Below are 20,335 nucleotides of genomic sequence, written 5' to 3' on the forward strand. Positions count from 1 at the left end.
ATACAAAGCCCTAACAAGTCGATTCAAACTTTGTTGGTAGTTTCTTGTTAGGAATCCAGCTTGGTTTGTCCGGCGGCGTTGTCCTGCCTTCGGTCTGTTGTGTTTTGCGTACAGGTCCAGATGCGGATATCAGGCGTCGTCATCTTTTCGATCGCAGCGCTGTGCCTTGCCGGCTGCACGTCGACCTCCGGCGTCGATGCGCTGCAAATGCCGTCCAGCGAGACCACCAGCTCGGTTGTACGGCCACCCGCGCCGGTGGCATCCGTGGCGAAAACTGATGCCGCGCCCGCTTTTGCCGAACAGGAGCAGGACGAACAGCCGGTCGCGATGGACGTACCCGATCAGGGCGTCGAACCGCCGGCCGAGGTGATCGCGCTGATGTCGCCGCCGAAGCGGCTGGCACGCGCAGCACCGGCGATGCTTGCCGAGCCGGTCACGCGCTATGGCTTTCGCGACGCCAAGCCGATCAATTTCGGCAAGTCCTCCTCGCCAAGGCGCCTTGCCGTTCACGGCGTCGACGTTTCGCGCTGGCAGGGCAATGTGAACTGGCAAAAGCTGCGCGCCCAGGGCGCCAACTTCGCCTACATCAAGGCCACCGACGGCGGCGATCATATCGACCCGATGTTTACCAGGAACTGGCGCAATGCCGACGCCGCCGGCCTCAAGCGCGGCGCCTATCACTTCTTCTACTGGTGCCGCACCGCCGGCGAGCAGGCCGACTGGTTCATCCGCAACGTGCCGAGGGTCGAGGGCGCGCTGCCGCCGGTGATCGACGTCGAGTGGAACGGCGAATCGAGCTGCAAGCGCCGCCCGTCGCGGCAAAAGGTGCTGGAAAAGATGCAGGTGTTCATGGACAAGCTCGAGCGCCACTACGGCCAGCGCCCGATCATCTACACCGCGCCCGACTTCTACCGCGACAATCTCAGGGGCGCCTTTCCCGATTACCCATTCTGGCTGCGCGCCGTGGCGGCGCACCCATCAAAGGTCTATCCCGACCGCAAATGGCTGTTCTGGCAATATTCCGGCTCTGGCCTGTCGCACGGGGTGAGGGGCCGCATCGACCTCAACGTCTTCCACGGCGATGAGAAGGCTTGGCGAGACTGGACTGGCGGCCGGCAGATGGTGGCCGAGGCGGAGTAGCGCGGCGGGTCGGGTGCTTGGCTTCCACCGTCGGTATCCCGCCGCGGTCACGGCGTGGATCCTAGGGTCTCCGCAACGTCGCTTCGCTCCTGCTCCGCCCTAGGATGACGAAGGAAGGGATGTTCCCGCTAGTTACCGGCCTTGGCGATTGGCCTTCGGCCTCCGTGTCTTCGTCATCCTAGGGCGGAGCGAACGCGAAGCGGAGCGCAGACCCTAGGATCCATGCCGTGCCGTCGAAGAGAAACGCGCGGTGATAGCTACCAGCCCTTGGTTCGGCTGGCGGCTCTACGCCTCTATATATTCGCCAAGCTGACCCCTTTGGGCACATCCAGTCCATCGGCTCGCAAGCCTCCGATGTGAAAGCGTATTGCGTCGCGAATTTCGGTTTCCACCTCGAGCACCGATCGCAATGCAGCCGGGTAGGTCCGGCAGCTAAGCGGAAAAATTGTTTCCGGCTTTTTCGATGACCGCCGCGTAACGCATTGCGCAACCTCTTCGGTTGGAAATGTCATTATGGCCAGCGGCCGATCATCTACACTGACGTAGTTGAATAGCAGCTCCTCCTGACATCCTTCCTGCTCGAAAGAGCACATCGTCGCGGATATCGAGGACGGCTTCGAGTCAACGCTGAGCGCAGGGCGCCGTTCGGTGGGCGAGGGCGTCTACTCCCTCATGCCAGCCTCTTCACCACCAAATCCTCGCTGCGGTCCACTGAGAGCACAGGCTGACCCATCCTCAGGTGTAGCTCGATAGCCGACACGCTTCCCCATAGGGTCCCCGACGTGGCTTGTGACCGACACGTCTCGATCACGCAAAACAGGAGCGCATCATGTCGCAGGCAGAAACAAAAACCCGCACGACTGGTCAGCAGGAGACAAACATGAGCTTGGACAACATTTCACACCCCTCGATCCAGCACTGCGCCGACAGCCTGAACGCCAAGCACAGCAACGGTAGACCGGAGCCCGAATTGGTTCCGTCGCGCTACGCGCTGCAGGTCGGCGACATCGACGTGCTGGTGGTCAGCGATGGAGTGCTGCCGATACCAGCGCCGGTTATGGCATACAACGTCGACCCGGCCCTCCGGGAGGCTTGGCTGGACGACATGTTCCTGCCGCCGGACGTGCTCGAGTGGCCGCTGAACGTGGTCGTCGTACGCAGCGGCGACCGGACCATACTGGTGGACGCCGGGCTGGGGATGGACCCGGACTTGCACTTGCCGAGGGCCGGGCGGTTGGTCTCGCGACTGGAGGCCGCCGGCATCGATCTCGCATCAGTCACCGACGTGGTGCTTACCCATATGCACATGGACCATATCGGCGGGCTGCTCATCGACGGGGTGAAGGACCGGCTGCGTCCGGATCTGCGGATTCACGTGGCGGCCGCCGAGCTCAAGTTCTGGGAGTCGCCCGATTTCTCCCGCGTCTCCATGCCAACGGGGTTCCCGGATGCGCTGCGGCGGGCGGCCAAGCGGTTCGTGAACGACTACCACAGCCAGTTGCGGCCGTTTGAGACGGAGCACGAGGTGGCGCCGGGGGTGGCCGTCACGCTCACCGGTGGCCACACCCCCGGGCACAGCGTGGTCCGCCTAGCGTCCGGCGGCGATCGACTGACCTTCGCCGGCGACGCCGTGTTCCAGGTCGGGTTCGACCAACCCGACTGGCACAACGGCTTCGAACACGACCCCGAGGAGGCGGCCCGCGTCCGCATCAATCTTTTGCGGGAGCTGGCGGCGACCCGCGAGCCGCTGGTGGCCACTCACCTGCCGTTCCCGTCTATCTGCCATGTGGCGGTGGACGGCGATGTCTTTCGTTGCGTGCCGGCTGTCTGGGACTACTGACCCGCTTATTGGGTTAGGGCCGAGCACAGCGTTTGAACGACCGCACGAGCAACGTCGCGAGCTTTGAGTAGCTAGGCATCGGGCGTGCCTGATCGGGTAGTGGCAATTGGCTTGTTTTGACCGTTAGAGGTGGGTTGCCGTCAACCCACCTCTAAGCGATCAACTTGCCTATCAGCTATCTCAGCTGCACCCGCTCGTAGCCCCACAAGTATCGCACTTTTCACACGTCCCGTTCCGCACCATCGTGAAATTGTGGCACTCCGAGCATTCGTTGCCGGTGTAGCCCTGCATCAGCGATTGCTGGCGCCGGTTGGCGGCGAGCGCTTTGGCTTCGGCTGCTTCTTTCGCCGCCTCGTCGGTGAACAGCTCCGTCGGGTCGGACGCTTCCGCGTAGACGATGTCCTCGACCAGTTCCCTGGCGCGCTCCTCGTAGTCGCGCTTGTAGGCGATGGCTTCGTCGCTTGCCGGCTTCAGCGTCAGCACGTTGGAGCCGGAGAAGGCGGTCGGGGCGGTACGGGCCGGAGTTCCGGAGCCCGAACCGGCAAAGCCCTTGGGCTCGGCACCCATGCCCGACACCAGCTTGACCGGCGAGGCACCGCGGGTGAGACCCTTGGAGAAGGGCGTCGCCTTGCCTTCGTTGATGCCGCGCCCGAGTGCGGTCTTGTCGAAGTCCGACTGATCGACATGGGCGAGGTCGTTGCGGCCGAGATAGGAGACGGCAAGTTCGCGGAAGACATAGTCGAGGATCGACGTGGCGTTCTTGATGGCGTCGTTGCCCTGCACCATGCCCGCCGGCTCGAATTTAGTGAAAGTGAAGGCCTCGACGAATTCCTCGAGCGGCACGCCATATTGCAGGCCGAGCGAAATGGCGATGGCGAAGTTGTTCATCATCGCGCGGAAGGCGGCACCTTCCTTGTGCATGTCGATGAAGATCTCGCCGATACGGCCGTCGTCGAACTCGCCGGTCCTGAGATAGACTTTGTGGCCGCCGACGACCGCCTTCTGGGTGTAGCCCTTGCGGCGGTTCGGCAGTTTCTCGCGGTCGCGGTAGAGACGCTCGACGACGCGCTCGACGATCTTCTCGGTCACCTGAACGGCGCGCTGTGCGGCCGGTGCCGCGATCAGCTGCTCGACGGCTTCGTCCTCGTCCTCTTCACCATCGGCGAGCAGCGAGGCGTTGAGCGGCTGCGACAGCTTCGAGCCGTCGCGATAGAGCGCGTTGGCCTTCAGCGCCAGCTTCCACGACAGCATGTAGGCGCCCTTGGCATCTTCCACCGTCGCGTCGTTCGGCATGTTGATGGTCTTGGAAATGGCGCCGGAGATAAAGGGCTGTGCCGCCGCCATCATCATGATGTGGCTGTTGATCGACAGCGAACGCTTGCCGATCTTGCCGCACGGGCTGGCGCAGTCGAACACCGGCAGGTGTTCGGCCTTCAGGAACGGCGCGCCTTCCAGCGTCATCGCTCCGCAGACATGGATGTTGGCGGCCTCGATGTCTTTCTTGGAAAAGCCCAGCGCCGGCAGCATCTCGAACGAGAAATCGTTGAGCTGCTCATCGGTGAAGCCGAACGTCTCTTTCACCCAGTCGGCGCCCAACGTCCACTGGTTGAAGACGAACTTGATGTCGAAAGCCGACTTCAACGCGGCATTGAGCGCAGCGATCTTGTCGTCGGTAAAGCCTTTGGCCTTGAGCGAGCCGGGATTGATGCCCGGCGCCTGGTTGAGATTGCCGTGGCCGACGGCATAGGCCTCGATCTCGGCGATCTGGGCCTCGGAATAGCCGAGCGTGCGCAGCGCTTCGGGCACCGCGCGGTTGATGATCTTGAAATAGCCGCCGCCGGCGAGCTTCTTGAATTTTACCAGCGCGAAGTCGGGCTCGATGCCGGTGGTATCGCAATCCATCACCAGGCCGATCGTGCCGGTCGGGGCGATCACCGTTGCCTGCGCATTGCGGTAGCCATGCTCCTCGCCGAGCTCGATGGCGCGGTCCCAGGCGGCCTTGGCATGGTCGGCAAGCTCCTGCTGCTTGAGGTCTGAGGCGACCAGCGGCACTGGGTTGACGGCAAGCTTCTCGTAGCCGTCCCTTTCGCCATAGGCCGCGCGGCGGTGGTTGCGCATGACACGCAGCATGTTCTGCGCGTTGCGGTCATAGTCGGGGAAGGCGCCGAGCTCGGCGGCCATTTCGGCCGAAGTCGCATAGGCCGTGCCGGTCATGATCGCGGTGAGGGCGGCGCAGATGGCGCGGCCCTCGTCGGAATCATAGGGAATGCCCGAGGTCATCAGCAGGCCGCCGATATTGGCGTAGCCGAGGCCGAGCGTGCGGTATTCGTACGAGAGCTTGGCGATCTCCTTCGACGGGAATTGCGCCATCATGACGGAGATTTCCAGCACCATGGTCCACAGCCGCACCGTGTGCTCGTAGGCGGCGATGTCGATAGTGCCGTCGGCGTTGCGGTAGGGCAGAAGGTTGATCGAGGCCAGATTGCAGGCGGTGTCGTCGAGGAACATGTATTCCGAGCACGGATTGGATGCCCGGATCGCACCGGCCGAGGCGCAGGTGTGCCAGTCGTTCATCGTCGTGTTGAAATGCAGGCCCGGATCGGCCGACGCCCAGGCGGCATAGCCGATCTTTTCCCAGAGATCGCGCGCCTTCAGCGTCTTCAGCACCTTGCCGTCCTTGCGGGCGGTGAGATGCCAGTCGCCGTCCTGCTCGACGGCGCGCAGGAAATCGTCCTTCAGCGACACCGAATTGTTGGAGTTCTGGCCGGAAACGGTGAGATAGGCGTCGGAATCCCAGTCGGTGTCGTAGGTCTTGAACGACATCGAGGTATAGCCCTGCTTGGCGAACTGGATGACGCGGTAGATGTAGTTCTCCGGCACCGCGTCCTTCTTGGCCGCCTTGATCTCGCGCTTCAGCGCTGTGTTGACCGCCGGGTCGAAGCAATCGTCGCCGTTGCCTTCGCAGTTGATGCAGGCTTTCATGATCGCTTCGAGGTGCTTCTTGACGATCTTCGAGCCGGTGACCAGCGAGGCGACCTTCTGCTCCTCATTGACCTTCCAGTCGATGAATTCCTCGATATCGGGATGGTCGGCGTCGACGATGACCATTTTCGCGGCGCGACGCGTCGTGCCGCCCGATTTGATGGCGCCCGCAGCACGGTCGCCGATCTTGAGGAAGCTCATCAGCCCCGACGAGCGGCCGCCGCCCGACAGCTTTTCGCCTTCGCCGCGCAGGAATGAGAAATTGGAGCCGGTGCCGGAGCCGTATTTGAACAGGCGCGCCTCACGCACCCACAGGTCCATGATGCCGCCTTCATTGACGAGGTCGTCCTGCACGCCCTGGATGAAGCAGGCATGCGGCTGCGGATGCTCGTAGGAAGACTTCGACTTGGTCAGCTTGCCGGTGAACGGGTCGACATAGAAATGGCCCTGGCTGGGACCGTCGATGCCATAGGCCCAATGCAGGCCGGTGTTGAACCATTGCGGCGAATTCGGCGCGACGCGCTGGGTGGCCAGCATATAGGCGAGCTCGTCGCGGAAGGCGCGCGCGTCTTCCTCCGACTTGAAGTAGCCGCCCTTCCAGCCCCAATAGGTCCAAGTACCGGCAAGCCGGTCGAAGACCTGGCGGGCATCGGTCTCGGAACCGTAGCGCTCGGCTTCCGGCAGCTTTGCCAGTTCAGCTTCGTCGGCGACGGAGCGCCACAGGAATGAGGGGACTTGCGTCTCTTCGACCTTCTTCAGCCGTGCCGGGACGCCCGCCTTGCGGAAATATTTCTGCGCCAGGATATCGGCGGCAACCTGGGAGAACTGCGCCGGCACGTCGATATTGTCCAAGCGGAACACCACCGAGCCATCCGGATTCTTGATCTCCGAAAGCGCCTTGCGGAATTCGATCTCCGCGTAAGCTGATTGCCCTGGCTTGGTGAAACGACGCTCGATGCGCATTGGTCCGGTCCCTTTTGTCTACATATAGCGCTTTTCCCAGAGGATTTCTGCCCTCTTGACGAAACGCGCATGGCCGCCGTCTGCCGGCGTTCGAAAACCCCGGCTCTCATCGTCACAGTCTCCGCCGCCCTGCCGGTCGAACCTCTTGCGAGGCCGCTGTCCAACGCGCTCACGGACCCTGTGGGTCCCTCAAAACTGAAAACTTTTTGTAACGCCCTCGATCGAGGGAAATTCACATTATCTAGCGTCGAACCTACCTGCAAACACTAAATATAGTGTTAACAGACAATTTATTCAAGTCCGACAATCCTCCCCTTTCGCCACCCAAGGCTTCAAAATCCCACGCCTTCGCCGGCCTCGTAAACAGGCGGGAATGCGGATCAAAACGCACATATTCCGGGAAAAAGACCGGCCTCGAAACTTTTCCGGTCGCACTCTCAACAGGAGCGCATGGCCTATAAAAGGCGACTCGTTTTGCGGCGTCAAGGATTCGTTTGCGTAGCTTTTATGACCCCAACATCTTGTGTGTCACATATGTGGATAACGGGGATAGAAGCGCGCGCTGATTCAGTTTTTTATGGCTTGTAGCCACAAGCCTGGTGCCGACGCTCGAAGGCCCTTCGCCGCAGCGAAGACCATGCCGACTCGGAAGCCATGTGCCGACTCAGTTGAAGCGATGCGGGTCAGCACCGAAATGAGCGATGATCTGGCAAAGGTCGGGCTCGTTGACCATGCGTACCGCCTCGGCGGCGCTGACCCATTTGCGGATGCGCGCCCGCTTTTCCTTCCACCGGTCGGCGACCTTGTCGACGTGCAGCGGGAATACCAGCACCTCGCACGGCACTTCCTCGCCGGACGCCAGCACCTTGGCATAGAAATAGCGGCCGGCCTCGTGATGCGAGATCGTGCCGCGCAGCCCGGCTTCCTCGCCGGCTTCGCGCGCCGCCGCCTCGCAAAGCGGCTCCTTTGCTTCCGGCCAGCCCTTGGGAAGCACCCAGCGGCCGGTGTCGCGGCTGGTGATCAGCATGATCTCGACGCCGTGCCCGCTATCGCGCCAGGGCAGCGCTGCAACCTGCAGGCGACACGGCGCCGTACCGAAGAGTCGCCGGACCCTTTCGGCCAGATGGTTATGCGTCGTTGGCCTCGTCAACATCGGAGAAGCTTGCCCCAGCTCCCAGAATCATTTGCCGTCTCGTGAATCTTACGGCTAATCATAAGCAATGAAAGTAAAAAACTTCATATCGACTTGTTAACTACGCCAAGAGGCGTAGATTCAGGAAATATCGTGCGCGACGGCACTTTTTCAAGGAGTGTGCGCCAGTGCGTTCCGAAGGGAACACCTTGCGCGAATCAGCCGGCGTGGTCGTCGGCGATTGGCTTCTGGTAGGTGAAGCCCATGTCCCAGGGAAAATAGATCCAGGTGTCCTGGCTGACCTCGGTGACGAAGGTGTCGACCATCGGCCTGCCTTTCGGCTTGGCATAGACGGTGGCGAAATGCGCCTTGGGCATCATCGCGCGCACGATGCCCGCCGTCTTGCCGGTGTCGGTGAGGTCGTCGATGATCAGCACGCCGGCGCCATCATCGGCGAGCAGCGCCGGCGTGACCTCCTTCAGCACCTGCAACTGCCCCTGGCTGGTATAATCGTGGTAGGAGGCGACGCAGACCGTCTCGATGATGCGGATGCCGAGCTCGCGCGATATGATGGCGGCCGGAACCAGGCCGCCGCGCGTGATGCAGACGATCGCTTTCCATTGCCCCTTGTTGGCGCCGGCAAGCCGCCAGGCGAGCGCGCGCGCATCGCGGTGGAACTGGTCCCAGGAGACCGGGAAGGCTTTTTCGGGCAGGGACATCTTTCGCGCACTCCGCAAAGCGCGCATCGCGCGCAGACACTATGGAATGCGCGCGGAATTAACTGGAAAGGCTTGGCCTTGGCAAGGGGAGTGGCAAAGCGATTGTCCTGCCAGCGGTCCCTACGAACTTACCGCGACAGGAAAGCCGCCACCGGTGCGGTGCGCAGCACCGTTCGCGTCACTCCGCCGAACAGCAGCTGGCGCAGCCAGGAATGGCTGTAGGCGCCGAGCACGAGCAGGTCCGCACCCGATTCGGCGACCCTGGTCTGGATGATGTCGTCGACCGAGGCGCCGCCGGACCTCAGCACCGAGACGCTCACGGTCGCGCCGTGCCTGGACAGCGAGGCGGCGATCTCGGCGCCGGCCGTTTCCGGCGCCTCGTCGAGCGTGTCCGGCGGGTCGATGACGATGATGTCCGTCTTCTCGGCCTCGATGATGAAGGGCAGGGCATCGAAGGCCGCGCGCGCGGCCTCCTTGCTGCCGTTCCAGGCGAGCAGCACATGCTTGAAGCTGGTGACGAGGGGGCCCAAATGCGGTACCACCAGCACCGGCCGGCCGGCATCGTAGACCAGCGTGTCGACGTCGGCGCTCGGGTCGCTGCCCGATTCGCGCTGGGCGGCGATGATCAGGTCCGCGGTGCGAACGGTCGAGATGCCGGTCAGCGCACTGTCGCCGGAAAAACTCTCGAGACTGCGCCACTCGAACGACAGGCCGGAATTCTCGATGCGCTTGTGAAAGGCGGCCTGCAACTTCTCGGCGCGCTCCCGGTTCATGTCGGCGGAAACCTGCAGGAACTCGGTGTCCGGAAAGCCGGTGGCCGAGGTGTAGGGCACGGGCAGCGCCTCGGCATGGATGCCGATCAGATGGCTCTGGAATCGGCTGGCCAGCGGGATCGCGCAGTCGAGGACGCGTTCGGCGTCCTGTTCATTCTGCAATATGGCGACGATGGTCTTGAAGCGCATGGCAATCCCTCAGTTTTACGGCGATCCCACTCGTGACAAACGTCACTGCGCGATGCTGGTTCCGTCAGGCCGGCCGATCAGCCCACTCTGCTTGCCCTGGTCAAGCTCGCCACCATAGCCTCTACGTCGGCGCGTGCCGAGTCCAGCGCCTGCTGGCTGCGGGCGCGCACCACCAGTTCGGTCCAGAATTTGCCGTCGCCATATTTCGGGTAGGAGCCGATGATCGTGTCCGGATGCTCCTTCTGGATGTCGCCCAGCGGGCCGCCGATCAGGCCTTCGCCGAGCGGACATTCCACGGTTGCCGACAGCATTTTGGTGCCGGCCCGCAACGTCGGCACGACATTGTCGAGCATCGCCTGGAAAATCGCCGGCACGCCGGCCATGACATGGACGTTGCCAATGCGAAAGCCCGGCGCAACCGACACCGGATTGTCGATGTGGTCTGCCCCGCGCGGCATCCGGGCCATGCGCTTGCGCGCCTCGGTGTATTCGATGCCGCGGGCAGCATAGCTTGCTTCCAGCAGGGCGTAGGCCTTGGCGTCGTATTCGCATGGCACGCCAAAGGCCTTGGCGATGGAATCGGCGGTGATGTCGTCATGCGTCGGGCCGATGCCGCCGGTGGTGAAGACATAGGTGTAGCGGGCGCGCAGCGCATTCACCGCAGCGACGATCTCGTCTTCCTCGTCCGCAACGATACGCACTTCCTTCAGGTCGATGCCGATCGCCGTCATGATGTCGGCGAGGTGGCCGATGTTCTTGTCCTTGGTGCGGCCGGACAGAATCTCGTCGCCGATGACGAGCATGGCGGCGGTGACGATTTCGGTCATGGCAGGCTCCGGCAACGGGTCGCCTGAGATAGCGCGGGGAACGGCCGGCGGCAATGCCGCCAAACCACGGATCCACCTGTACCACCTCCCTTGCAGTGGACCCTTCGGCGGGTGATGCTGCGTGCCGGTTTGGGGCCTTGAGCAAGAACATGCCGTTATCGATTCTTCTATGGCTGCTTGGCGTGCTGTTTTTGCTGGCGCTCGTCATGGCAGCCTATCCGTTTCTGGCGACGCGGCGGATTGCGGCGAAAGCCGAAAAGCTGGTGCCGGCCAGCGGTAAATTCATCGAGATCGACGGCAACCGCATCCATTATGTCGAGACGGGCGAGGGGCGGCCGATCGTCTTCCTGCACGGCCTTGGCGCGCAGCTTCATCATTTCCGCCACAGGCTGTTCGGACGCTTCGGCCCGAACTATCGGCTGATCGCGCTCGATCGTCCGGGTTCCGGCTATTCGGTGCGGGCCGGGGGCGCCAGCGGACGGCTGCCCGAGCAGGCCGAGATCGTGCGGCGCTTTATTGAGGCGCTTGGGCTGGAAAAGCCTCTGGTCGTCGGCCATTCGCTGGGTGGCGCCATCGCGCTGACGCTGGCTGTCGAGCATCCAGAGGCGATTTCCGGCATCGCCTTGCTGGCACCGCTGACCCATCTGGAGCTGGACGCGCGCGAGAAGTTCGGCCCGCTATACGTCAAGTCGCCGCTGCGGCGCCGGATCATGGCTCATACGATGGCGATCCCGGCGGCTTTCAAATACGCAGAGCGCACGCTGGCCTTCATCTTCGCGCCGCAGGCGACGCCGGCCGACTATATGGTCGAGGGCGGCGGCTGGTGCGGGCTAAGGCCAAGCCATTTCTACGCAACGTCGACCGATGTCGTGGCCATCGAGCAGGATCTTGGCCGCATCGAGCAACGCTATGGTGAGATCACCATGCCGGCCGGCATTCTGTTTGGTGCTTCCGACATCGTTCTGGGCATCGATATCCATGGCTGGCCGGTGATGGAAAAGATCAGCGGGCTCGATTTCGAGCCGGTCGAGGGGCTTGGCCACATGCCGCAATTCGTCGAGCCGGAACGGGTCGTCGCTTTCATCGAACGCATTGCCGACCGCGCATTTGCGCCGAAGTCCGACACCGGCAGCTGACACCCTCCCGGGACCTCGCGCATTCCTCACCATGTCGGCTATTCCTTCACGGCTCCGGTCATCGAGGAAACATAGTGCTCGACAAAGAACGAATAGAGCACCACCACCGGCAGCGAGCCGATCAGCGCTCCCGCCATCAGCGCCCCCCATTCATAGACGTCCGAGCGCACCAGCTCGGTGAGCACGCCGACCGGCACAGTCTTGTTTTCGGACGACTGGATGAAGGTCAAGGCGTAGATGAACTCGTTCCATGACAGGGTGAATGCGAAGATGCCGGCGGAAATCAGGCCCGGCACCGACAGCGGCAGCACGATCTTGGTGAGGATCTGCCATCGGCTCGCCCCGTCGATCAGCGCGCATTCTTCCAGCTCGAACGGGATCGAGCGGAAATAACCCATCAACAGCCATGTGCAGAACGGGATCAGGAAGGTCGGATAGGTGAGGATGAGCGCAAAGGGCGTGTCGTAAAGTCCAAGGTTGAACACCATCACCGACAGCGGAATGAACAGGATCGAGGGCGGTACGAGATAGGCGAGGAACACCGCGAGGCCGACCTGCCGCGCCCCGGAGAACCGCAAGCGTTCGATCGCATAGGCAGCGAACACCGCAGCCAGCAGCGACAGGAACGTGGCGGCGGTCGAGATGATGATCGTGTTGAGCAGCCAGCCCGGATAAGACGTCTCGAAGAGCAGATAGCGGATATGCTCGAGCGTCGGATGCACCACCCAGAACGGATTGAAATTGGCGTAGTCGGTCATCTCGAGATTGGGCTTAACCGCCGTGATCGTCATCCAGTAGAACGGAAACAACAGCACGATGACGAATATCAGCAGCGGCAGGTAGACCGTCACCACGCGGCGCGGCACACTCTGCAGGTAACCCATGCCGCCTTCGTCGAGTTCAGGGCGTTTGCTCGTTTCGATCGCGGTCATGTCAATCTCCGCCGCCCTGCTGCCATTTGCGGCGTTGCAGGCCAAAGTAGCTGAACAGGATCGCTGCCAGCAGGAACGGGATCATGGCGACTGCGATCGCGGCGCCTTCGCCAAGCTGGCCTCCGGAAATGCCGCGCTGGAACGACAGCGTCGCCATCAGATGCGTCGCGTTCACCGGCCCGCCGCGGGTCAGCACATAGATCAGCTGGAAATCGGTAAAGGTGAACAGCACCGAAAACGTCATGGTGATGGCGATGATCGGCGTCAGCAGCGGCAGCGTCACATAGCGGAACAATTGCCAGCGGCTGGCGCCGTCGAGCGTGGCGGCCTCGTAGAGCGACTGCGGAATCGTCTGCAGGCCGGCAAGCAGCGTGATCGCCACGAAAGGAATGCCGCGCCAGACATTGGCGGCGATGACCGAAGCCCGCGCATTCTCCGGATCGCCGAGGAAGTTGATGCGATGGTCGATCAGGCCCATTTCCATCAGCGCCCAGGACAGGATCGAGAACTGCGAATCGTAGATCCACCAGAAGGCGATCGCCGACAGCACCGTCGGCACCACCCATGGCAGCAGGACGATCGCGCGGAAGAATGACTTGAACGGCAGGTTCTGGTTGAGGATAAGCGCCAGCCACAGGCCGAGCGCAAACTTCAGGATCGAGGCGCTGATCGTGTAGAGCAAGGTGTTGAAGACGGAGAGCCAGAAGACGGCGTCATCCCACAGATATTCGTAGTTCTCGATGCCGATGAAGATGCCGGGGCGGCCGATGCGGGCATCGGTGAAGCCGAGCCAGACGCCGAGCCCGAGCGGATAGGTCAGGAAGACCAGCAGCAGGGCCGCCGCCGGCAGCATGAAGCCGAAGCCGAGCGCGTTATGACTTTCAGACACGAACGTCAGAATGCGCGACAGCGTCGACCGGCGTGGCTGAGCGGCAGCGGAGGTCACGGCCATGGGTCGGCTCCTCTAAGGTCCCATTGATCGGCCAGGCGGCCATGCGCGATTCGAAGCCGGGCAGCCATGGCTGCCCGGCTGAACCCGGCTCAAACGCGATAGTAGCGGTTTGCGCGCTTCTCGGCTTCTTCCATCGCTTCTTGCGGCGTCGCCTGGCCTGTCACCGCCTTGGCGAACATGTCGACCAGCACATAGTCGGCCATGGTCGCAGCCGAGGCATAGCCGAGCGGGCCGGCATAGCCGTTGGGCCGCAGCGTCGCCGAGGCCTTGGCGTAGGCGGCATTGTTCGGATCGGCCGTCCACACCGGGTTGTTGTCGAAGGCTTTGAGCGTCTGGCAGCAATAGCCCGCCGAGGACGTGATCCATTGCGACATTTGCGGATCCTCGAACATGAACTGCAGGTAGGCCTTGGCCGCGTTGGGGTAGGGCGTGTAGTCGAAGATCACGGCCGTGGTCACCTGGAACAGCTCGACGGATTTCCCCACCGGACCGATCGGCAGGTTGGTGGTGCGGATGTCCTTGACCATCTCGGTCAACTTCGGATCCTTATCCTTGTTGATCTTGGCGGTGTTGTAGGCCGAGATGCCGTTGGCGATGACGCTCAATTCGCCGGCCAGGAAGGCGCGGTTGTTGTTGACGTCGAGCCAGCTTTCGGTACCGGGAATGAAGGTCTTGTAGAGCTCCTGCGCGTATTCGATCGCCTTGAGCGTCTCGGGGCTGTTGATCGTCACCTTGCCGCTCTCGTCGACCATCTGGCCGCCATGGCTCCATAGCAGCCAGTGGGCGTAGTTGTTGCCGTCGCCGACGCCGTGGCCATGCGTGAAGCCGGCCGGGTGTCCCTTCGCCTGCAATGCCTTGCAAAGCTCGAGCAGGCCTGCCGTGTCCTTCGGAAATTCGGAGAAGCCGGCCTCCTTCACCCAGCTTTCGCGATAGACGATGGCATTGCCGATGGTCGCCAGCGGCAGGCCGAGGAACTTGCCTTGCCGCGTCGCATATTGATGCGGTCCGTCGTACCAGCCGCCATATTTCGAGCCGAGATATTCGCCCAGCTCCGTCACGTCGTGCAGCTTGTCGGGATATTGGTGCGGGTCGTCGAACCAGACGAACATCAGGTCCGGGCCGGAGCCGACATTGGCGGCGACCGCCGCCTTGGGGCGGATGTCCTCCCAGCTTTCCTTGTCGACGCGGACCTCCACACCGGTCGCTTCGGTGAAGCGCTTGGTGTTGGCCAGCCATTGATCCTCGTCGCCCTGCACGAAGGGCGACCAGCGCAGCAGCCTGAGCTTGGCGCCGTCCTCGGGCTTGTATTTCAATCCCTCCTGGGCAAAGGCGGGAGAGCCGATGAGCCGGCTTCCCAAGGCTCCCGCCGCCACGCCGGCGGTGGTGCGGATCACGTCGCGTCTGGTGAATTTCATGCTTGCTTCCTCCTGCTTATTGTCCTTGCCGTCCTACTGCTCGATGGGTGTTTCGAACCGCTGTCCGGTTTTGCCGTGAAAGAGATGGATGAGGCCAGGTTCGGCCGTAAGCCAGATGGTTTCGCCCGGCGTGAAGGAATGGCGTTCCCGGAAATTGGCGACGATCTCCTCGCCGCCGGCGGTGCGGCCGATGAGCTGCACTTCGGACCCTGTCGGCTCGACCACCACGACGGTGACCGGAATGCCCTGGTGGTCGGACAGCCGTAAATGCTCCGGCCGTATTCCCAGCACGACCGGCTCACCATTGCCGATGGAAAGTGCCGACGCCAACGGGACTGAAATCCCCCCGGCGCCGCGAAACGACGGCGAGCGGTCGCTTACGATCTCGCCCCTCAGCATGTTCATGGCGGGGGAGCCGATGAAGCTGGCGACAAAGAGGTTGTTCGGCCGGTCGTACAGCTCGAGCGGCGGCCCGATCTGCTCGACGATGCCGTCATGCATGACGACGATCTTGTCGGCCATGGTCATCGCCTCGATCTGGTCGTGGGTGACGTAGACCGTCGTCGTCTTCAGGCGCTGGTGCAGTTCCTTGATCTCGGCGCGCATCTGGACACGCAGCTTGGCATCGAGATTGGAGAGCGGCTCGTCGAACAGGAAGACCTGCGGATCGCGCACGATCGCCCGGCCCATGGCAACGCGCTGGCGCTGGCCACCGGAAAGCTGGCGCGGATAGCGGTCGAGCAGCGGCACCAGTCCCAGGATTTCGGCCGCGCGCCGCACGCCGGCATCGCTCTCCGTCTTGGGAACGCCCTTGAGCATCAGCGAGAACGCCATGTTCTCGGCGACCGTCATATGCGGGTAGAGCGCATAGTTCTGGAAGACCATGGCGACGTCGCGCTCCTTTGGCGCAACGTTGTTGACGACACGTTTGCCGATCGCGATCTGGCCGCGCGAGATCTTTTCCAGGCCGGCGATCATTCTGAGAAGGGTCGACTTTCCGCAACCCGAAGGACCGACCAGCGTGACGAACTCGCCGTCATTTATATCGACGCTGACCCCGTGCAGGACCTCGACGGTCCCAAATGATTTGTAGACATCGCCGATTGCGACAGACGCCATCGATCTCCTCCCGATTGATTCCTGCAACGACTTCGAAGGAAACCGCTTTCCTGCCTGGCCCGCGACAGCGCCAGGCTCCTCCCCGGTCACGCGCGATGTGAGACGGTAGCGCTACCAAACCGACCTGTAAAGCACGCCGGCATCACCTGGATATCGACACACCCTAATCCGAAACCTCGGTCTGCGGCCGGTCGCGGCCGTCTGCGAGCTCGTCGTGCCATTTGCCGTCGGCGTCCTCGTACTGGATGCCGTCGGTGTTGCCGGCGACCTGCTGTTCGGCGGAAGCGATCTCGGCGGCGCGCAACGCGTCCTGATGGGTAGGGAACGTTTCGGAGAATGTCGAGCCGACCTTGTAGGCCCAGCCTCCGTCATGCTCGACGATCTTGTAGGTCAGTTTCGCCATGAAACCCTCCGGTTGAAAGCCCGTTGCCTCAATGCAGCCTGTCGTCGGCCAGTCTGTCGTCTGGCAGCCTGTCGTCTGGGACCAGCACGTCCGATTCCCTGGCGGCTTCGATCAGTGCCCGGCGCGCATCCGCCGTCGAACGATAACCTTCCAGCACTTTTAGGCAAGTGTCGAGGGCATCACGATGACGCGGCCCGCGATTGAGTGGCCAGACCGTCATCAGGCACTCCGCCGCCTCTTGGGCGCTGCGGATATGGCGATACTTGCCGACATGGCCGAGTTCGACCACGACCGGCTTTTCAAATGGCTTGCTGTCCATCATCGCCGCCAACGCGGAGCGGCCGATTTGGTTGCAACTGCTATTTTAGCTCAGGCGAAAATAGCTCAATAGCCGCAGTCGTTGCGCAGCCAGCGTGCATTCGCCCAGCCGGTGCGGCCGCCGAAATCGACCTTGTACCAGTTTCCGCGGCGATCGAAGATCTCGGTTTGGTCGCCGTTGAACAATTGCCCGATCATACGCGACGACGAGTTCGGCCGGGCCCGAACGGCGAGAAAGCCGCTTCCCGTTGCCAGATTGTAGTGCCTGGAAAGACCGTGCACCGTACCTTCGCAATATTGCGCCCCGGCCGGCGTCGATGAGGCGAACGACAGCCCGGCCACAACCGCGGCGGCAGCCGCAATGGAAATCCCCCTGAACGACATGTCCCTGCTCCCCCAACCCGCCGCGCCCAGCCGCGGCCCCGGCTACTCTACACCGGCAGAGGATCAAAGCGAAGCTATGGTGCCCTGTCCAGCGAGACGAACCCGCCGTCAGTTCACCGCCTTCATCCAATGCTGCATCGTCGTAACCGAGCGGGCAAGCTGCGGCGCCGGGTGGATTTTTTCACCGAAGGTGGCCGCGGCGCGCCAGCCCCAGCGCGGATCGGCAAGGAAGGCGCGCGCCAGCGCCACCATGTCGGCGCGCCCGTCGGCAACGATCGCCTCGGCCTGTTTCGGATCGTCGATCAGGCCGACGGCCCGCGTCGGGATGCCGACGGCCTTGCGCACCGCTTCGGCCAGATGCACCTGGTAGCCGGGCCCGGACGGCAGCTTCTGCAACGGCGAATTGCCGCCGCTCGAGCAGCAGAGATAGGCGACGCCGGCTTCCTTCAGCGCTTTTGCCACTTCGATCGCATCCTGGACGTCGAAGCCGCCATCGACCCATTCCTTGATCGACAGGCGCGCGCCCAGCATCAGCCTGGGCACCGCCTTCTTCACCGCCTTGGCGATCTCGACGGCGAAACGCATGCGGTTTTCCAGCGAGCCGCCCCAGCGGTCGGTGCGCCGGTTGGAGAGCGGCGACAGGAACTGGAAGATCAGATAGCCATGCGCGGCATGCAGCTCGATGAAGTCGAAGCCGGCGCGCTCGGCCCGCTTTGCCGCTTCGGCGAAGCGTTCGATGATTTGCAGGATCTCGTCGTCCTCCAGCGCCCGCGGCACCTGCCAGCCGGTGTCGTAGGCGATCGCCGACGCCGACACGATCGGCCACGGGTCCTGATCGGCGGTCAGCGGTCCGCCGCCTTCCCAGGGTTTGCGGTTCGACGCCTTGCGGCCGGCATGCGCAAGTTGCGTGCCGAATTTCGTGCCCGGCGCGGCGACCCGCTTGGCTGCATCCAGCGTGCGTCGCGCCGCCGCCTCGTTGTCTTCGGAATAGAGGCCGAGGCAGCCATGCGAGATGCGGCCGCGCCGTTCGACCTCGGTCATCTCGACGGTGACCATGCCGGCACCCGACATCGCCAGGTTCATCCAGTGATAGAGGTGCCAATCGCTGGCCGAGCCGTCCTCGGCCGAATACTGGCACATCGGCGCGACCGCGATGCGGTTGGGGAAGGTGAGGCCATCGAGGGTGATCGGCTGGAAAAGCGATGAGGTCATAAAAAACTCCGCGAAGGGTTGCCGCTATTTATGCAGCCGATTGTGCCAGCGCCAGACACGAGACGGTGAACCGGTGCTCTGGACCAATAGCTGGCCGGATTGCACGAACCGCCATTCGCGGCTACGCCTTGCCGCGGCAGCAGGGAGTCCACCATGGAAGATCGCATTCGCATCCGCTCGGAGGAAGTCCTTTCCGACGAATGGGCGGTTTTGAAAAAGACCGTCTTCGACTACCGCCGGCGCGACGGCAAATGGGAAACGCACACCCGTCAGACCTACGATCGCGGTGACGGCGCGGTGATCCTGCCTTTCGATCCCGACCGCTCGACGGTGCTTCTGGTGCGGCAGTTCCGCTACCCTGCCTACGTCACCGGCCACAAGGAGCCGCTGATCGAGGCCTGCGCCGGTCTGCTCGACGAAGACGATCCCGAAACCTGTATCCGCAAGGAGGCCGAGGAGGAACTCGGCTACCGCCTGAAGGACGTGCAGCGGCTGTTTTCGCCCTATATGAGCCCCGGCAGCGTAACCGAGCGGCTCTGGTTCTTCGTCGCCCGCTATTCGCCCGCCGATCGCATTTCCGACGGTGGCGGCGCCCATGACGAAGGCGAGGACATCGAGGTTTTGGAAATGCCGCTCGACGAGGCGCTGGCCGGCATCCACGACGGTCGGATTATCGACGCCAAGACGATCATCCTGATCCAGCATTTGAAGCTGAACCCGATCGGGAGGTGAGGCGGCCAGAACCGGGTCGAGCGGTCTGGTCTCCAGTTACGAAGGGTATCAAACGAAGACCAATCTGGTGCGGACGACGGGAATCGAACCCGTACGATCAGAGATCGAGGGATTTTAAGTCCCTTGCGTCTACCAATTCCGCCACGTCCGCAGGCCAGCCCTTTTCAGCCGGCAGCCAAAGGCCGTCAAGCCGTCTTCTGCCGTCGACAAATCTGGCACCGGAAGCTAGCGAGGGCCTATTACCTACAGAGATACAAACAAAATCGTTTCACCTGGAAAGTTTTTAGCGGCAGCTTCCGCGGCTACCGCGAATGCGCGTCCCCCGTTCGCAGGATGCGTTGAGGCGCTCCGCCCTGATAGACTCGAATTGGCAAGGGGATCGGCGCGCCGATACTCGACGCCGTCCTCTACGAACCACTGGGAGATTGTCATGCTCAAGCTTGCCACTGCCCTGGCACTGCTGCTTGTTGGGACGGCGCCTCTGTTTGCCGATGACATGCCGATGAACGCCAAAGACATCAAATGGGCTCCTGCGCCTGCTGTCATTCCCGCTGGCGCTGAAATGGCTGTTATCTCTGGAGATCCCTCAAAGGACGGCGCCTATGTGCTGCGGTTGAAGACACCCGCCGGCTACAAAATTGCCGCACATAATCATCCCACCACGGAATACGTAACGGTGCTTTCCGGCAACTTCCATATTGGAATGGGCGATAAGCTCGACGAGGCGAAAGGTGTCGAACTGACTGCTGGCGGCTTCGGCGTCGCGCCGGCCGGAATGAATCACTTCGCCTGGACGACAAGCGACACGATTATCCAGGTTCATGGCGAGGGGCCATTCAAGATCACCTACGTCAACCCGGCGGACGATCCGAGCAAAAAGTGACAGTTCGGGATCGAATTGATTGAACCGGCTGAAGGCTCGAACGATGGGGTGCGTCAAACTCAGCGACCGTCGATTCAGAAGATCCGCTAACGCGGCGAAAGCTGATTGGCCGCAACGGAATCATATTCCGCTTGGGCCATTTTGCCATGAATGGGGCCAAAACAAAAAACCCGCCTCGGGAGGCGGGTCGTTGGAGCCAATTAGCACCATAACCAAATTAGTAGCATAGCTGCCGGCACAAAGCAAGAACAAAGTTGCTCCTTCAGCGTTGGAACGCGGCTTTA

18 protein-coding genes and 1 tRNA gene are annotated in these 20,335 nt (G+C 62.5%); 5 read left to right on the forward strand and 14 right to left on the reverse strand.

From position 1 onward, the window contains the following. Window positions 1-120: 120 nt before the first annotated feature. Window positions 121-1,140 carry a GH25 family lysozyme gene (locus NKH23_RS11320; protein WP_352714640.1) on the forward strand — a complete coding sequence of 340 codons (1,020 nt, stop codon included), beginning with the start codon at window positions 121-123 and terminating at the stop codon, window positions 1,138-1,140. An 829-nt stretch (window positions 1,141-1,969) separates the two neighbouring features. Then, on the forward strand, window positions 1,970-2,980 hold the full coding sequence (locus tag NKH23_RS11330) for an MBL fold metallo-hydrolase (protein WP_352978875.1): 1,011 nt from the start codon (window positions 1,970-1,972) through the stop codon (window positions 2,978-2,980). Window positions 2,981-3,160: 180 nt separating this feature from the next. Here NKH23_RS11330 and NKH23_RS11335 read toward each other — a convergent pair whose 3' ends face one another. The 5 genes from NKH23_RS11335 to NKH23_RS11355 form a co-directional block, all read right to left on the reverse strand. Continuing rightward, complete coding sequence (locus NKH23_RS11335; RefSeq protein ID WP_352714639.1) at window positions 3,161-6,925, reverse strand: vitamin B12-dependent ribonucleotide reductase; 3,765 nt, start codon at window positions 6,923-6,925, stop codon at window positions 3,161-3,163. Between the two features lie 664 nt (window positions 6,926-7,589). Continuing rightward, window positions 7,590-8,078: an NUDIX hydrolase gene (locus tag NKH23_RS11340; protein ID WP_352714638.1), complete on the reverse strand. Its 489-nt coding sequence runs from the start codon at window positions 8,076-8,078 to the stop codon at window positions 7,590-7,592. Window positions 8,079-8,275: 197 nt separating this feature from the next. After that, on the reverse strand, window positions 8,276-8,776 hold the full coding sequence (gene gpt / locus NKH23_RS11345) for a xanthine phosphoribosyltransferase (RefSeq protein WP_023674762.1): 501 nt from the start codon (window positions 8,774-8,776) through the stop codon (window positions 8,276-8,278). Between the two features lie 128 nt (window positions 8,777-8,904). After that, the gene (locus tag NKH23_RS11350) at window positions 8,905-9,738 is read right to left on the reverse strand and encodes a universal stress protein (RefSeq protein ID WP_352714634.1); all 834 of its coding nucleotides are present in this window, start codon (window positions 9,736-9,738) and stop codon (window positions 8,905-8,907) included. A 77-nt stretch (window positions 9,739-9,815) separates the two neighbouring features. Then, a complete protein-coding gene (locus NKH23_RS11355; RefSeq protein WP_352910806.1) occupies window positions 9,816-10,565 on the reverse strand; it encodes a competence/damage-inducible protein A in 750 nt (249 codons plus the stop codon). Between the two features lie 149 nt (window positions 10,566-10,714). Between NKH23_RS11355 and NKH23_RS11360 the strand changes: the two genes are divergently transcribed. After that, complete coding sequence (locus tag NKH23_RS11360; protein WP_352714631.1) at window positions 10,715-11,701, forward strand: alpha/beta fold hydrolase; 987 nt, start codon at window positions 10,715-10,717, stop codon at window positions 11,699-11,701. Between the two features lie 38 nt (window positions 11,702-11,739). On the opposite strand, the gene NKH23_RS11365 is transcribed toward NKH23_RS11360, so the two are convergent. The 8 genes from NKH23_RS11365 to NKH23_RS11400 all read right to left on the reverse strand — a co-directional run bounded on the left by NKH23_RS11365 (window position 11,740) and on the right by NKH23_RS11400 (window position 18,436). Next, window positions 11,740-12,633: a carbohydrate ABC transporter permease gene (locus NKH23_RS11365; protein ID WP_023717433.1), complete on the reverse strand. Its 894-nt coding sequence runs from the start codon at window positions 12,631-12,633 to the stop codon at window positions 11,740-11,742. Between the two features lies 1 nt (window position 12,634). After that, window positions 12,635-13,486, reverse strand: coding sequence for a carbohydrate ABC transporter permease (locus NKH23_RS11370; protein WP_376705884.1), 852 nt, complete (start codon window positions 13,484-13,486; stop codon window positions 12,635-12,637). A 188-nt stretch (window positions 13,487-13,674) separates the two neighbouring features. Beyond that, window positions 13,675-15,000 (reverse strand): ABC transporter substrate-binding protein, encoded by a 1,326-nt coding sequence (locus tag NKH23_RS11375; protein WP_352714629.1) that lies wholly within the window; start codon window positions 14,998-15,000, stop codon window positions 13,675-13,677. 33 nt (window positions 15,001-15,033) lie between these two features. After that, window positions 15,034-16,119, reverse strand: coding sequence for an ABC transporter ATP-binding protein (locus NKH23_RS11380; protein WP_352910801.1), 1,086 nt, complete (start codon window positions 16,117-16,119; stop codon window positions 15,034-15,036). Between the two features lie 163 nt (window positions 16,120-16,282). Further along, the gene (locus tag NKH23_RS11385) at window positions 16,283-16,522 is read right to left on the reverse strand and encodes a DUF2188 domain-containing protein (protein WP_023674770.1); all 240 of its coding nucleotides are present in this window, start codon (window positions 16,520-16,522) and stop codon (window positions 16,283-16,285) included. A gap of 28 nt (window positions 16,523-16,550) precedes the next feature. Further along, a complete protein-coding gene (locus NKH23_RS11390) occupies window positions 16,551-16,844 on the reverse strand; it encodes a DUF982 domain-containing protein (protein ID WP_352978877.1) in 294 nt (97 codons plus the stop codon). A 62-nt stretch (window positions 16,845-16,906) separates the two neighbouring features. Beyond that, window positions 16,907-17,224, reverse strand: a complete 318-nt coding sequence (locus NKH23_RS11395; RefSeq protein WP_352453483.1) for an SH3 domain-containing protein — start codon at window positions 17,222-17,224, stop codon at window positions 16,907-16,909. Between the two features lie 108 nt (window positions 17,225-17,332). Next, a complete protein-coding gene (locus NKH23_RS11400; RefSeq protein ID WP_352714623.1) occupies window positions 17,333-18,436 on the reverse strand; it encodes an NADH:flavin oxidoreductase/NADH oxidase in 1,104 nt (367 codons plus the stop codon). Window positions 18,437-18,589: 153 nt separating this feature from the next. Between NKH23_RS11400 and NKH23_RS11405 the strand changes: the two genes are divergently transcribed. After that, window positions 18,590-19,168 carry an NUDIX domain-containing protein gene (locus NKH23_RS11405; RefSeq protein WP_023674774.1) on the forward strand — a complete coding sequence of 193 codons (579 nt, stop codon included), beginning with the start codon at window positions 18,590-18,592 and terminating at the stop codon, window positions 19,166-19,168. 65 nt (window positions 19,169-19,233) lie between these two features. Here NKH23_RS11405 and NKH23_RS11410 read toward each other — a convergent pair. Beyond that, a tRNA-Leu gene (locus NKH23_RS11410) sits at window positions 19,234-19,319 on the reverse strand. A gap of 279 nt (window positions 19,320-19,598) precedes the next feature. On the opposite strand from NKH23_RS11410, the gene NKH23_RS11415 reads away from it, so the two are divergent. Further along, window positions 19,599-20,051 (forward strand): cupin domain-containing protein, encoded by a 453-nt coding sequence (locus NKH23_RS11415; protein ID WP_352714620.1) that lies wholly within the window; start codon window positions 19,599-19,601, stop codon window positions 20,049-20,051. The last annotated feature ends 284 nt before the right edge of the window (window positions 20,052-20,335 follow it).

Origin of the sequence: Mesorhizobium sp. M1328, from assembly GCF_040318075.1 — a bacterium.
Lineage (GTDB): Bacteria > Pseudomonadota > Alphaproteobacteria > Rhizobiales > Rhizobiaceae > Mesorhizobium.